Consider the following 14,029-nt stretch of genomic DNA (forward strand, 5'->3'; position numbering starts at 1 on the left):
GAGCCGCCTCACCGCCGCCTCACCGGGCCGGCCGCGCCCCCCCCGGGCGGGGGCCCGCCCCCCGGGCGGGGTCTCGGGGGAAGCCCCGAGTTCAGAGGGAGCGGGTCGGTGGGGCCGAGGTCGAGCCGCGGACCACCAGCTCCGGCTGGAAGACGTACTCGGTGCGCTGGACCGGTGTGCCGGAGACCGCCTCCAGCAGGGCGCCCACCGCTGCCGTCGCCATCGCCCGTACCGGCTGGCGGACCGTCGTCAGCGGCGGGTCCGTGAACGCGATCAGCGGGGAGTCGTCGAAGCCGACGACCGACACGTCCTCCGGCACCCGCAGCCCGCGCTCGCGTGCCGCGCGGATGACGCCCAGTGCCATCGGGTCGCTGCCGCACACGATGCCCGTGCAGCCGCGCTCCAGCAGGGCCATGCCCGCCGCGTGGCCGCCCTCCACCGTGAACAGGGTCCGCTGGATCAGCCCCTCGGACTCGGCCGAGGGCACCGCCGCGAGGAACCCCTGCTCCTTGCGGGCCGACGGCACGTACCGCGTCGGGCCGATGGCCAGGCCGATCCTCCGGTGGCCCAGGTCCTCCAGGTGCCGCACCGCCATGTCCGCCGCCGCCCGGTCGTCCGGCGAGACGAAGGGCGCGCTGATCTGCTCGTTGAAGCCGTTGATCAGGACGAACGGAACGCCGCGGGCGGCGAGCCGCTGATAGCGGGCTGGGTCGGCCGCCGCGTCGGCGTGCAGACCCGACAGGAAGACGATCCCCGTGACCCCGCGCTCCTCCAGCTGCTCCACCAGCTCGTCCTCGGTGGCCCCGCCGGGGGTCTGCGTGCACAGCACCGGCGTGTACCCGTGCCCGGCGAGCGCCTGTTCTATGACCTGCGCGAACGCCGGGAAGATGGGGTTGGTGAGTTCCGGGATCAGCAATCCGACCAGGCCGTTGCTACGGCGTTTGAGCCGTACGGGCCGCTCGTAGCCCAGCAGGTCGAGCGCGGCCAGCACCTTGTGCCGGGTGCCGGCCGCGACGCCCGGTTTGCCGTTGAGCACGCGGCTGACGGTCGCCTCGCTGACCTGGGCCTGCGCAGCGATGTCCGTCAGCCGCAGCGGGGAAGTCACCCCTGCCACCACACCGTGGTGTCGGCGGGCAGCACATCGGGGTCGGCGAGCTCGCCGCTCGCGAGCAGGGCGGTGCCCGGCGCGGGCAGCGGCAGCGGCGCGTCCGTGGTGTTGACGGTGCAGACGAAGTCGCCGCGGCGGAAGGCGAGTACGCCCTCCGGAGCCGGCAGCCACTCGACGGCGTCGCCCGCGCCCAGCGCCGGGTGCGCGCGCCGCACCCGCAGGGCCGAGCGGTACAGCTCCAGCGTGGACGCCGGGTCGCCGGTCTGCGCCTCCACGCTGAGGCCGGCCCACTCGGCGGGCTGCGGCAGCCAGCTGCCGCCGGTGCCGAAGCCGTACGGGGCCTGGTCGCCGGACCACGGGATCGGCACGCGGCAGCCGTCGCGGAGGCCGTCCTGGCCGTTCGCCTTGAAGAAGGAGGGGTCCTGGCGCACCTCGTCCGGCAGGTCCACCACCTCCGGAAGGCCCAGCTCCTCGCCCTGGTAGACGTACGCCGACCCGGGCAGGGCCAGCATCAGCAGCGCGGCGGCGCGTGCACGCTCCAGGCTGCCGAACCGGGTGCGGTGGCGGACCACGTCGTGGTTGGACAGCACCCACGTGGTCGGCGCGCCGACCGGCCGCATCGAGTCGAGCGAGTCGTCGATGGCGCCGCGCAGCGCCTCGGCGTCCCAGCCGGTGCTCAGGTAGTGGAAGTTGAAGGCCTGGTGCAGCTCGTCGGGGCGCAGGTAGAGCGCGGTCCGGTCGGCGCTCGGCGTCCATGCCTCGGCGACGCCGATGCGGTCCCCCGCGTATTCGTCGAGGACCCGGCGCCAGGAGCGGTAGATCTCGTGGACGCCGTCCTGGTCGAAGAAGGGCAGGACCTGGTTGCCCAGGAGCTTGAGCTGCTCGTCGCGGCCGAGGTCGGGCAGGCCGGGGGCCTTGACCAGGCCGTGGGCGACGTCGATGCGGAAGCCGTCGGCGCCGAGGTCGAGCCAGAACCGCAGGATGGAGCGGAACTCGTCCTGGACGGCCGGGTGTTCCCAGTTGAAGTCGGGCTGCTCGGGGGCGAAGAGGTGCAGGTACCACTCGCCGTCCGCGACGCGGGTCCAGGCGGGTCCGCCGAAGATGGACTCCCAGTCGTTGGGCGGCAGCTCCCCGTTCTCGCCCTGGCCGGGGCGGAAGTGGAAGCGCTCGCGCAGCGGGGTGCCCGGGCCCTCGCGCAGGGCCTGCTTGAACCATTCGTGCTGGTCGGAGCAGTGGTTCGGGACCAGGTCCACGATGATGCGCAGGCCCAGTTCGTGGGCTTCGCGGATCACGGCGTCGGCGTCGTGCAGGGTGCCGAACATCGGGTCGATGGCCCGGTAGTCGGCGACGTCGTAGCCCGCGTCGGCCTGCGGGGAGGCGTAGAAGGGGCTGAGCCAGACGGCGTCGACGCCCAGCTCCTTGAGGTAGGGCAGGCGGCTGCGGACGCCTTCGAGGTCCCCCATGCCGTCCCCGTTGGAGTCGGCGAAACTGCGCGGATAGACCTGGTAGATCACCGCTTCTCTCCACCAGCCGGGCTGGGTGCCGGTGGAGGTGGGAAGTGCTTCGGCGAGGTGCTGGGTCATGTCGTCCTTGGAGAGGTCGGGCCGGGGGTGAGAGGGGGCAGGCACGGGTGGTCAGCCCTTGGTGGCGCCTGCCGTCATCCCGGCGACGAGGTGACGCTGGGCGAAAACGAAGAAGATCGCCGCGGGGATGGCGATGAGCACCGAGGCGGCGCTCATCGCACCCCAGTTGGAGGTGTACTGCGTGACGAAGGTCTGCAGGCCCCCGGCCAGGGTGAGGTTCTCGTCACCGACCATGAAGGCGGAGGCGTACGCGACTTCGCCCCAGGCGGTGATGAAGGAGTAGAAGCCGGTGACGGCGAGGCCGGGCTTGGCGAGCGGCAGGATCAGCCGCCAGAAGGTGCCGAAGGGGTTGAGCCCGTCGACGCGGCCGGACTCGTCGATCTCCACCGGGATGGTGTCGAAGAAGCCCTTCATCATCCACGCGCAGAACGGCACGGCGATGGTGAGGTAGGTGATGATCAGGCCGACCGGCTGGTTGAGCAGGCCGAGGTCGCCCATCAGGTTGTAGAGCGGGACGATGAGGATCGCCATGGGGAACATCTGCGTGATGAGCAGGGTCCACATCAGCGGCTTCATGCCGGGGAACTTGAAACGGCTGACCGCGTATCCGGTGGTGGCGGCGATGAACACACCGAGGACGGTGGTGACGCCGGCGACCAGGACGGAGTTCGCGAACCAGCTGAGGAAGTGGCTCGACTCCAGCAGGTACGTGTAGTTGCCGAGGGTCGGTTCCTTGACGAAGTCCGTGGAGATCGCGTGCTGCTGCGGCTTGAGCGAGGTCAGCAGGATCCACAGCACGGGGAAGACGGCGATCACGGCCGCGACGATCAGGGTCGCGTGCAGGCCGACGGAGGCGAGCGGGGTACGGCTGCCCCGCGTGCGAGTGGAGGACATGGTCACCACACCTCTCCCTGCTTGCGCAGCGAGCGCCGGTAGACCAGCGCGAAGATCATGAGCAGCAGGAGGATCAGCACGCCCCACGTCGCGGAGACGGCGAAGTCGCGCGGGCTCGTGATGAAGGCCTCGCGGAAGGCCTGGGTCACCAGGATCTCGGTGGAGTCTCCTGGTCCGCCCCGGGTGAGCAGGAAGATCACCGGAAACATGTTGAAGGTCCAGATGGTGGAGAGCAGGATCACCGTCATGCTCACGGCGCGCAGCCCGGGCAGCGTGATGTGCCGGAACCGCTGCCAGGCGCTCGCGCCGTCCATCTCGGCGGCCTCGTACAGCTCGCCGGGGATCGACTGCAGTCCGCCGAGCAGGGCGACCATCATGAAGGGGACGCCGAGCCAGACGTTGACGGCGATGACCGAGAACTTGGCCCAGGTCGGGTCGTCGAGCCACGGGACGGCGGCGATGCCGCCACCGTCGAGGATCTTGTTGAGGATGCCGTTGTCGCGGTTGAAGAGGAACCGCCAGGCGAAGACGGAGACGAAGCCGGGGACGGCCCAGGGCAGGATGAGCGCCATCCGGTAGGCGGCGCGGCCCTTGAAGTCCCGGTTGAGCATGTTGGCCAGGGCCAGGCCGAGCGCGAAGGTGATGGACACGCACGCGACGGTCCACACCACCGTCCACACCAGCCGCTGCAGGAACACCGGGTCGCTGAGCACGTCCACGTAGTTGTCGAGGCCGACGAACTCGTACGTGGCCTCGATGTGGCGGACGCCGATGGTGCGCGAGACGTTGCGCTCGTTCGCGTCGGTCAGCGACAGGTAGACGCCCCGGACCAGCGGCCAGCCGATGATCACGCCGAGGACGAGCACCACCGGGGCGATCATCGCCCAGGCGTACCAGTGGGTGGCGAGGGCGCGCCTCAGTCCACCGGGAACCCTGCTGTCAGTCCTGCGGCTCCGGCCGCGGGCGGCAGCGTCGTCTCCGACGCCGTCGCCCGCGGCCTTCGCCACCGACTGGCTGGTGTGAGCAGCCATGGTTTCGTTACTTCCAGCCCTTGAGGATCTTGCGGAACTCGATGCCGGCCGCCTTGGCCGCGTCCTCCGGGCTCGACGCCCCGGTGATCGCCTTGGTGTATTCGACCTTCAGCGGCTCGAAGAGGGAGCCGTTCTCCGGGATCCAGGCGCGCTCGACGGCCTTGTCGACGGCCGGCTTGAAGAACTGCACCATCTCGCTGCTCTTGACGTCCGGCTGCTCGTAGGCGGCGGTACGGGTCGGGAGCAGGCTGAGCTCCTTGGCGGACTGCACCTGGACCTCCTGCGAGGTCATGTAGTCCACGAAGGCGTGGGCCGCGGCGCGGTTCTTCGAACCGGCGTAGACGCCGAGGTCGTGGCCGCCCTGCGGGGCGCCCGCCTTGGCGGAACCGGCCGGGACGGCGGCGACGCCGAGGTTGGCCTTGTCCTTGAACTGGTCACCGGCGTAGGTGTCGGCGACCGCCCACGGACCGTTGATCATCATGGCGGCCTCGCCCGACTTGAAGGCCGTCTGCATGTTGGTCCAGCCGTCGGTGGCGTTGGTGACCGCCGCGCCCGAGGTGACCAGGTCGCGGGCGGTCTTGAAGGCCTTGACGCCCGCCTCGTTGTCGACGGTGACCGTCTTGGTCTTCGCGTCGACGAGGTCGCCGCCCTCGCCGTAGATCAACGGGAGGAACCAGTAGGAGTCGTCGCCGCGCAGGTAGAGACCGGCCTTGCCGCTCTTCGCCTTGATGGCGGCGGCGGCCGTCTTCAGCTCCTCCAGCGTCTTGGGGGGCTGGACGCCGGCGTCGGCGAGCATCTTCTTGTTGTAGAAGAGGCCGAGGGTGTCGATGACCTGCGGGACGGCGTAGGTCTTGCCCTCGTACTTGCCGCTGGCCGCGGCCTGCGGGAGGAACTCGGCGTCGACCTTCTTCGCCGTCTCGGCGGGGACCTCGTCGAGGTAGCCCAGCGAGGCGAAGTCCGCGACCCAGCCGACGTCGGCGCGGATCACGTCAGGCGCTTCGGAGCCGCTGCTGAAGGCGTTCTTGACCTTGTTCTGCGCGTCGCCGTACGGAACGTTGACGTACTTGACGGTGACCTTCGGGTGCTTCGCGGTGAACGCCTCAGCGATCTTCTGGAAGCTGGCCTTCTCGGCGTCGTTCGAGGTGTCCCACCACGTGACCGTGCCGGAAAGCTCGCCGCCGGCCTTGGTCTCGCCGTCGTCCTTGGTGTCACCGCCGCAAGCCGTCGCCGCGAGCGCCAGGGCCGCGACCAGCGCGGTGGCCGCTATGCCACGCCGCATATGAACTCCTTCGATGATCCCGGCCGCGCCCTCGCGGTCCCGAGTTGCCAGGAACCTAACAAGACTGAAAGACGACCGAAAGGCCTTGCGGCAACTTTCTGCAAGAGACGCTGATCGTTACATCCGTGTGTCCGTACGGTTGCCGCAGCTTGCTGTTAGTTCGAGTCACCTTCGACTGTCCGGGCCCGCAACCAGGGGGTGTGTAGCCGCGTTGACCCCGATATGACCCACGACTCGACGGCCGTCCAGCTTGCAAGCTCTTCCAGCAACGCGACCGCGAACGGTGGCTGGTGGCGCGATGCCGTCATCTATCAGGTGTACGTGCGCTCCTTCGCCGACAGCGACGGCGACGGCGTCGGAGACCTGCGCGGCGTCCGCTCCCGCCTCTCCCACCTCGCCCGCCTCGGGGTCGACGCCGTGTGGCTGACCCCCTTCTACGTCTCCCCGCAGGCGGACGGCGGCTACGACGTCGCCGACTACCGGGCCGTCGACCCTCTCTTCGGTGACCTCTCCGACGCCGACGAGCTCGTCCGGGCGGCGCACGCGCTCGGGCTGCGGGTCATCATCGACGTGGTGCCGAACCACACCTCCGAGCAGCACCCGTGGTTCCGCGCCGCCCTCGCCGGGGACGCGGAGGCCCGGGCCCGCTACCACTTCCGGCCGGGGCGGGGGCCCGGCGGCGCGGAGCCGCCGAACGACTGGGAGTCGATCTTCGGCGGCCCCGCCTGGACCCGGACCCCGGACGGCGAGTGGTACCTGCACCTCTTCGCCCCCGAGCAGCCGGACCTGGACTGGGACCATCCGGAGGTCGCCGCCGAGTTCGACTCCGTGCTGCGGTTCTGGCTCGACCTCGGCGTCGACGGCTTCCGCATCGACGTCGCCCACGGCATGGTCAAGGCGCCGGGCCTGCCGGACATCGGGCGCGGTGCCCAGGCCACCCTGATCGGAACCGAACCGCTCCCCTTCTTCGACCAGGACGCGGTCCACGCCATTCACCGCTCCTGGCGCCGCCTCCTCGACTCCTACGAGGGCCGGCGCATCGGGGTGGCCGAGGCCTGGGCGCCGACCTCCGAACGGCTCGCCCTGTACGTGCGGCCCGACGAACTGCACCAGGCCTTCAACTTCCGCTTCCTGAACTGCCCGTGGGACCCGGCCACGATGCGCACCGTGATCGACGAGTCCCTGGCCGCCACCACCTCGGTCGGCGCCCCGACCACGTGGGTGCTGTCCAACCACGACGTCGTACGCCATGTGACCCGCTACGGGGGCGGGGCCCGGGGCCTCGCCCGCGCGCGGGCCGCCGCCCTGCTGATGCTGGCCCTGCCCGGGTCGGCGTACCTCTACCAGGGGGAGGAGCTCGGCCTCCCGGAGGTGCTGGACCTGCCGGACGAGGTCCGCCAGGACCCGGCCTTCCGCCGGGGGCGCCGCCGACAGGATTCCGGGGCCGGGGCGAAGGCCATGGCCCAGGCCGGCGCGGGAGCCGGAGCCGGGGCCGGAGCCGGGGCCGGAGCCGGAGCCGGGGGCAACACCCTGACCGTGGCCGTGGCCGTGCCCCGGCCCGGAGGCGACGCCCTGACCGGGTCCGCGGCGGTGGCCAGGGACGGAATCGACGCCCAGGCCAAGGCCGAGGCCGTGGCCCCTGGCCTTGCGGGGGCCGGGCTGCCGGCGCAAGACCGCATCCGGTCCGGGTCCGGTACGCATGCGGCAACGGCGGGCCGGACCGGCGCCGTGTCCGTTCCGCAGGCCGCCGGGCCGGCGGACCCGGAGGCCGGCAGCGGGGCCCCCGCCAGAGCGGCGGTCGGCAGCGCCGCCGGCGCCGGACCGCAGGCCGGAGTTCTCACCGAAGCCGGGGCCGGCAGGGGGGCACCTCTCGCTACCTCCGCCGGGCCGGAGGCCGGACCGGGCACCGGGCCGGAGGCCGGACCGGGCACCGGGCCGGAGGCCGGACCGGGCACCGGGCCGGAGGCCGGGCGGGCAACCGCGCCGGACCCGGGACCGTCGACCGCGCCGGAGGCAGTTGCGGAGGCGGAGACGGCCGCCGGACAGGATGGGCTGCGCGACGGGTGCCGGGTGCCTCTTCCCTGGTCCGGCGCGGAGCCGCCGTACGACTTCGGCCCGGCCGGGAGCTGGCTCCCGCAGCCCGCCGACTGGCGCGACCTCAGCGTGGCCGCCCAGACCGGCGACCCCCACTCCACCCTGGAGCTGTACCGCGCCGCCCTCGAACTGCGCCGGGCGATGCCCGGCCTGGGCGCGCCCGAAGCGGGGACCGATGCCGCGGCCGAAGCCCCGTACCCCTCCGGGATGTGCTGGCAGCCCGCGCCCGAAGGCGTCCTCCTCTTCACCCGCCCCGGCTTCGCCTGCACCCTCAACACCCGGTCCGGCCCGGTCGAGCTCCCCGCTCCCGGGCGACCTGTCCTCTCCAGCTCGCCCGTGGAGACGGACGGCCGCACCGTCCGGCTTCCCCCGGATTCGTGCACGTGGTGGTCATGGTGAACGTCCGACCGGTACAGTCCAATCCCGTGACCGCACGGCTAGCCGACATCGCAGCCCAGGCGGGGGTCAGCGAAGCCACAGTCAGCCGCGTGCTCAACGGCAAGCCCGGCGTGGCCGCAGGCACCCGCGAATCCGTGCTGGCCGCGCTCGACGTGCTCGGCTACGAGCGGCCCGTGAAACTGCGCCAGCGCAGCGCGGGGCTCGTCGGCCTGATAACTCCCGAGCTGGACAACCCCATCTTCCCGGCGCTCGCCCAGGTCATCGGCCAGGCCCTGACCCGGCAGGGGTACACGCCGGTGCTGGCCACGCAGACGCCCGGCGGGTCCACCGAGGACGAGCTGACCGAGATGCTGGTCGACCGCGGGGTCTCCGGGATCATCTTCGTCTCCGGCCTGCACGCCGACACGACGGCCGACATGGGCCGCTACGACCAACTCCGCGGACAGGGCGTCCCGTACGTCCTCATCAACGGGTTCTCCGACAAGGTGCAGGCCCCGTTCGTCTCCCCCGACGACCGGGCCGCCATGCAGCTCGCCGTCACCCACCTCACCGCGCTCGGGCACACGCGGATCGGGCTCGCGGTCGGACCGAAGCGGTTCGTGCCCGTCCTGCGCAAGATCGAGGGGTTCCGCCTCGGTATGAAGGAGCGGCTCGGGCTCGGCGAGGCCGAGATCGAGGAGCTGATCCAGCACTCCCTCTACTCGCTGGAGGGCGGCCAGGCCGCCGCGGCCGCACTGATCACGCGGGGCTGCACGGCGGTGGTGTGCGCGAGCGACATGATGGCGCTCGGTGCGATCCGCGCCGCCCGGCAGCAGGGGCTGAAGGTGCCGCAGGAAGTGTCGGTGGTCGGCTTCGACGACTCTCCGCTCATAGCGTTCACCGATCCGCCGCTGACCACCATCCGCCAGCCGGTGCTGGCCATGGGGCAGGCGGCCGTCCGGACCCTGCTGGAGGAGATCGGCGGTACACCCGCCCCGCACAGCGAGTTCGTGTTCCTGCCCGAGCTGGTGGTGCGCGGCTCCACGGCCTCCGGGCCGGGGCAGCGGCGCCGGCCTTGAGGGCCGTCTAGTCCCCAAGGCTGAGCGGCTGCGGCGAAGACCGTCCCGAGGGATGATCGGAGACGAGGACGCATCTGGCAGACTCTCTCCCCATGGGTGAATCGAGCGTGAAGACACTGGAAACCCGGACGGATGTCTCGACACCCCCCGAGACCGAGACCCGCCCGGGTTCCGACCGCGCACTGCTCACCCGGCTGCGTGCTCCTCGCAGGCCTCGGATCTGGTTCGAGGTCCTGCTCATCGCGGTCAGCTACTGGACGTACTCGCTGATCCGCAATGCGGTGCCCGAGCAGAAGGCGGACGCCCTCGCGAACGCCGACTGGATCTGGAGCGTCGAGCGGACCCTCGGCATCGCCGTCGAGGAGTCGGTCAACCACGCGGTGAATTCCGTGACGTGGCTGATCGTGGGCATGAACTACTACTACGCCACGCTCCACTTCGTCGTGACCATCGGCGTGCTCGTGTGGATCTACCGTTTCCATCCGGGGCGCTACGCCGCCACCCGCTTCGTCCTCTTCGCCACCACCGGCGTCGCTCTGGTCGGCTACTACCTCTACCCGCTCGCGCCGCCCCGGCTGATGAACGGGCAGAACTTCATCGACACCGTGCTGGTCCACCACACCTGGGGCTCCATGGCCTCCGGGAACCTCAAGCACATGTCGAACCAGTACGCCGCCATGCCCTCGATGCACATAGGGTGGTCGCTCTGGTGCGGGCTGACGATCTTCGCGGTCGCCTCGGCCCCCTGGGCCCGGATCCTGGGCCTGCTCTATCCGACGGTGACCCTCGTCGTCATCGTGGCCACCGCCAACCACTTCTGGCTCGACGCGGTGGGCGGGCTGCTCTGCCTCGCCTTCGGCTACACCGTCTCGCGCACCTGGTACGGCTCGATGCCCCACCACCTGCCGCGCCACCCGGAGCCAGCGGGCCCGCACCCGGCGTCGGAGCTCCTGAACCGCGTCCGCACCCGGCGCTGAGGGGCGTCCTGTCCGGTCGCCCGCTAGCAGGGGCGCTCGTATGCGACCTGGGCGAGGGGCTTTCCGTCGCCGAAGTCGAAGGTGCGTGCGGTGCCGCACTCGGTGAAGCCGCACTTCGTGTAGAAGCGCCGAGACTGCGGGGTGTCGCGCAGGGTCCACAGGTGGGCTCCGGCGAACCCGGTTTCGCGCAGGTGGTTGAGGGTCCCGGTCATCAGGACGGCGGCGACGCCGGTGCCCCAGCCGTCGGGGTGGCTGTAGAAGGAGAGGATCTCGGCGAGGCCCGGCCGGGTCGCCGACGGTTTGAACGCGGACAGCGCCAGGGGGCGGCCGTCGCGTTCGGCCACCAGCATCGTGACCCCGTCCTGCCGCTCCAGCCTCTCGTGCCATCTCGTCCGCCGGCTCCGGACCCCCTGAGCGGCGAACTCCGGATCGAAGAAGGGGGCGTAGGCCGCCTCCCAGGCTGCGGCATGGATCTCGCCGAGGATGTCCCCGTCGTCCTGCCCCGCGCGGCGAACTGTGATCATCCGGTCACCCTACGCCCGGTCGCGTACGCGGTCGGCCGGTCGGCCGTCCCGGCCGCGGCGGGCCCGATCCGGCCGAGGCCGCGCAGTGGCGTCGTAGGCGTACGGCATGCCCCCAGGCGACGCCGCGCTGACGGCATCGTCACGAAAGTCTCAAGAGCCGCGACGGGACCGACAGTTCCTGTCAAGATCGGGCACGACCGAACTGGGGGGTTCCATGCGCTTCCGCGTCCGCTTGTTCACCGCCGTTGCCACGGCGCTGCTGCTCACCGCTTGCACTTCGACGCCGCGCGAGGAGCTGGAGGAGTGGTGGTCCTCGGAGGGGGACGTCAGGATCAAGGCGCTCTCCGAGACCTCGGGCCGGGTCAACGAGGTGAGCATGCGCCCGATGGACGTCTGGGGCACCGCCTGCCAGGAGCTGCTGGCCGAGGTGGCGAAGGCCAAGAATCACGGCCCCGTGCCGAGTAAGAAGGCCCGGGGGTTCTGGAACGACGCCCTGACCGCCTTCGAGCACGGAGGCGAAGAATGCGTCGCCGGGGCCGGTGCGAACGACGAGCCCCGGGCCTCCGCGGGCATCCGCGAGGTGCAGCAGGGCATCAGCCGCCTGGCATCGGCCACGGCCATGATCAGGAGCGACCTGGGAGCGAAGTGATCCGACGCCCGTGTGACCGCGTGCGAGGATCCATCTATGGATCACGAAGCCGGGTGGACGGCCTACGGGTCGGCGGGGAAACCGCCGGCGGGCCACGACGAGGTGCTGCGCCTGGTGCGCGGTGCCACCCGCACCGAACCGGGCGGACGGGTCGAGACGCTGGCCGTCGCGTGCGAGCTGTGCGGTCCCGAGGGCGGCGGCCTCGAAGTCGCCAAGGGCGAGTGCTTCTGCGTGGGCTGCTGCTTCCCCGTCGGCATCGCGGACGGCGACGTGTACCCGCCCGCGTACCCGTGGACGCTCGAACCGTCCGAGGCCCCGCTGCCGCCCGCGTCTCCGGGCCCCGGCTTCGAGCCGTCGGACCTGCCCCGCTGCCCCGCGGGCCACGACGTGTTCCAGGCGGCCGTCGCGCTGTCCTTCGCCGAGGACGGCACGACGGTGCGGGGGATCTCGGTCGGTCTGAGATGCCCGGAGGACGGGGCGCTGCTCCTGTACGTCGACAACGCACGGGTGGTGCGCAAAGACCCGTGCCCCTGCCACGGACCGGCGGCCGCCTGACGAACGCACGTGCCGCGACCGGCCCCGAAGGGAGCGGCCGGGTTCCCGCTCCGGCTCCCCCCGGCCGCACTTCCCCACGACCGGCCTGGCCGCCTTCGCCGAGCACGAGGACCCTGAGGTCTGCGCCTTGGCCGCCCGTGCCCCCCAGACCGTGCCGGCAACCGTGGAGCGGCTCACCCGGGACCCGGACCCTGCCGTGCGCGCCGCGCCGGCACGCCACCCGAATCTTCCGCAAGCCCGGCTGACGAAACTCCTCGGCGACGAGGAACTGGCCCACGTGACCGCGGCGAACCCTTCATTGGACTCCGAGGTGGTGCACCGGCTGGTGACGATGCGGGGACAGCGGGCGTGACCGCTGCGCCTTAGCCGGGTCGTTGGACGCCGACAGCGGCGCCGGCCTGCAAGTGATTTCCGTGGCGGGGGCCGGAAGGCCGGGAGCGGGGAATTGCCGAAGGCGGCCGAAGGCAGGAATGCGTTTACCTCTTGCCGGTCCGTTCACGGGTCGAAGGGTGTCCCCGTCCGTGGTTTCCTGCGTCCGCGCGAGCCGGTTCCCGGAGAGCCGGGCGCCGTAGGTGAGCCGAGCCGGATGGTTCCCCACGGGAAACGTGACATGCATCACGGGTGGGAGGTCGGCATATCCACCTCCTTAAGGCGTTCAGACTCGTCGACATTTCGATATTTGTCCGTTTTGGATTCGACATTCCGCTCAACTGGGGGAACGTAATCCGCGATACCGATGGGCTGACCGCCGACCCGCCTGGTCACGGCCGTTTCTGAGAACCCCTCAGACGGTTGGGGCAGTGATCGGATCGTGACCATGCATGTTCACCGGTCCGTTTCAAGCCGGGTGCCGAATGCCCGTGGCCCGCCGGAATCGGAAACTTGCCACGCCCTTGGCGCCCTTCTAAGAATGGCGATTCCTCCGGCATCCCGCAGTTCCGGCGCCGGAAGCTTCGCGATCACCGAATGAGGTCACGCATGCAGAAGCATCGGAAGAAGAAGCAGTACAGGAAAATAGTCATAGCCGTCAGCGCCCTGGGAATCGTGGGTGTTCCCACCGCCGCCATGGCCTGCTTCGACTCGGACGACGACGGCCGCACCCGGGCCGCGAGCCGTCAGGACCAGCGCCCCCGGCAGTACGCGCCCGTGGCCGCCCCCACCACCCAGCCGCCCGTCGAGGCCCCGCTGCCGAGCGCTCCGCCGAGCAGCCCCGCGGAAGCCGCCCCGAGCAGCCCCGCCGCGCCCGCGCAGCCGGTCGTACAGACCTCCCAGGCGCCGCAGCCCGCGAAGCCGCCGGCGGCCACCACGAAGCCGCAGGCGCCCGCACCCGCTCCCGTGAAGACCACCGCCGCGCCCGCCACGGGTGCCGCCGCCGCGGTCCTCTCGCTCGTCAACCAGGAGCGCGCCGCCGCCGGCTGCCCGGCCGTCACGCTCAACGCGAAGCTCACGAAGGCCGCGCAGGACCACAGCGCGGACATGGCCTCCCACAGCAACATGTCCCACACCGGATCCGACGGCTCCGACCCGGGCCAGCGCATCACCCGCGCCGGATACACGTGGAGCACCTACGGCGAGAACGTCGCCTACGGCTACAGCACCCCCGAGAAGGTCATGGAGGGCTGGATGAACAGCCCCGGCCACCGGCAGAACATCCTGAACTGCTCCTTCAAGGAGATCGGCATCGGCTTGGCCCAGCCGAACAACTACTGGACCCAGGCCTTCGGCACGGCGCGCTGACACCGCCGCGTCCCTGGAAGCGGACCGCGGACTCGCGAAGGGTCCGCGGGGCGCGGGCCCCGGGCCCCGGGCCCAGGAGGCCCGCCGCCAGTGTGCGGCCCCCCGCGCCCCCACGGCCCCGCCCAGGCTGTCGATTATAAA

The 14,029-nt window shown here is 71.3% G+C and carries 13 protein-coding genes; 7 read left to right on the forward strand and 6 right to left on the reverse strand.

Annotation, left to right across the window (positions count from 1 at the left end; genetic code table 11):
- Positions 1 to 91: 91 nt before the first annotated feature.
- The 5 genes from ACWGIF_RS36350 to ACWGIF_RS36370 are packed head-to-tail and all read right to left on the reverse strand — an operon-like array spanning position 92 to position 5,895.
- Positions 92 to 1,114 carry a LacI family DNA-binding transcriptional regulator gene (locus ACWGIF_RS36350; protein WP_453503957.1) on the reverse strand — a complete coding sequence of 341 codons (1,023 nt, stop codon included), beginning with the start codon at positions 1,112 to 1,114 and terminating at the stop codon, positions 92 to 94.
- Positions 1,102 to 2,691, reverse strand: coding sequence for a glycoside hydrolase family 13 protein (locus ACWGIF_RS36355; RefSeq protein ID WP_453503982.1), 1,590 nt, complete (start codon positions 2,689 to 2,691; stop codon positions 1,102 to 1,104). The genes ACWGIF_RS36350 and ACWGIF_RS36355 overlap by 13 nt, the downstream gene beginning before the upstream one ends.
- Before the next feature lie 51 nt (positions 2,692 to 2,742).
- Positions 2,743 to 3,585, reverse strand: coding sequence for a sugar ABC transporter permease (locus ACWGIF_RS36360; RefSeq protein ID WP_453503959.1), 843 nt, complete (start codon positions 3,583 to 3,585; stop codon positions 2,743 to 2,745).
- A 2-nt stretch (positions 3,586 to 3,587) separates the two neighbouring features.
- On the reverse strand, positions 3,588 to 4,616 hold the full coding sequence (locus ACWGIF_RS36365; RefSeq protein WP_453503961.1) for a carbohydrate ABC transporter permease: 1,029 nt from the start codon (positions 4,614 to 4,616) through the stop codon (positions 3,588 to 3,590).
- Between the two features lie 7 nt (positions 4,617 to 4,623).
- The gene (locus ACWGIF_RS36370) at positions 4,624 to 5,895 is read right to left on the reverse strand and encodes an extracellular solute-binding protein (RefSeq protein WP_453503963.1); all 1,272 of its coding nucleotides are present in this window, start codon (positions 5,893 to 5,895) and stop codon (positions 4,624 to 4,626) included.
- A gap of 222 nt (positions 5,896 to 6,117) precedes the next feature.
- On the opposite strand from ACWGIF_RS36370, the gene ACWGIF_RS36375 reads away from it, so the two are divergent.
- The 3 genes from ACWGIF_RS36375 to ACWGIF_RS36385 all read left to right on the forward strand — a co-directional run bounded on the left by ACWGIF_RS36375 (position 6,118) and on the right by ACWGIF_RS36385 (position 10,423).
- Positions 6,118 to 8,388, forward strand: a complete 2,271-nt coding sequence (locus ACWGIF_RS36375) for an alpha-amylase family glycosyl hydrolase (protein ID WP_453503965.1) — start codon at positions 6,118 to 6,120, stop codon at positions 8,386 to 8,388.
- A gap of 26 nt (positions 8,389 to 8,414) precedes the next feature.
- Positions 8,415 to 9,446: a LacI family DNA-binding transcriptional regulator gene (locus ACWGIF_RS36380; protein WP_453503967.1), complete on the forward strand. Its 1,032-nt coding sequence runs from the start codon at positions 8,415 to 8,417 to the stop codon at positions 9,444 to 9,446.
- A gap of 92 nt (positions 9,447 to 9,538) precedes the next feature.
- The gene (locus ACWGIF_RS36385) at positions 9,539 to 10,423 is read left to right on the forward strand and encodes a phosphatase PAP2 family protein (protein ID WP_453503970.1); all 885 of its coding nucleotides are present in this window, start codon (positions 9,539 to 9,541) and stop codon (positions 10,421 to 10,423) included.
- A 23-nt stretch (positions 10,424 to 10,446) separates the two neighbouring features.
- On the opposite strand, the gene ACWGIF_RS36390 is transcribed toward ACWGIF_RS36385, so the two are convergent.
- A complete protein-coding gene (locus ACWGIF_RS36390) occupies positions 10,447 to 10,947 on the reverse strand; it encodes an N-acetyltransferase family protein (protein ID WP_453503972.1) in 501 nt (166 codons plus the stop codon).
- Positions 10,948 to 11,161: 214 nt separating this feature from the next.
- Between ACWGIF_RS36390 and ACWGIF_RS36395 the strand changes: the two genes are divergently transcribed.
- The 4 genes from ACWGIF_RS36395 to ACWGIF_RS36410 all read left to right on the forward strand — a co-directional run bounded on the left by ACWGIF_RS36395 (position 11,162) and on the right by ACWGIF_RS36410 (position 13,888).
- On the forward strand, positions 11,162 to 11,596 hold the full coding sequence (locus ACWGIF_RS36395; protein ID WP_453503974.1) for a hypothetical protein: 435 nt from the start codon (positions 11,162 to 11,164) through the stop codon (positions 11,594 to 11,596).
- Between the two features lie 36 nt (positions 11,597 to 11,632).
- A complete protein-coding gene (locus ACWGIF_RS36400) occupies positions 11,633 to 12,151 on the forward strand; it encodes a hypothetical protein (RefSeq protein ID WP_453503976.1) in 519 nt (172 codons plus the stop codon).
- Between the two features lie 151 nt (positions 12,152 to 12,302).
- Positions 12,303 to 12,503, forward strand: coding sequence for a hypothetical protein (locus ACWGIF_RS36405; protein WP_453503978.1), 201 nt, complete (start codon positions 12,303 to 12,305; stop codon positions 12,501 to 12,503).
- 626 nt (positions 12,504 to 13,129) lie between these two features.
- Positions 13,130 to 13,888, forward strand: coding sequence for a CAP domain-containing protein (locus ACWGIF_RS36410; protein WP_453503980.1), 759 nt, complete (start codon positions 13,130 to 13,132; stop codon positions 13,886 to 13,888).
- The last annotated feature ends 141 nt before the right edge of the window (positions 13,889 to 14,029 follow it).

Source organism: Streptomyces sp. NPDC054849 (genome assembly GCF_053610945.1).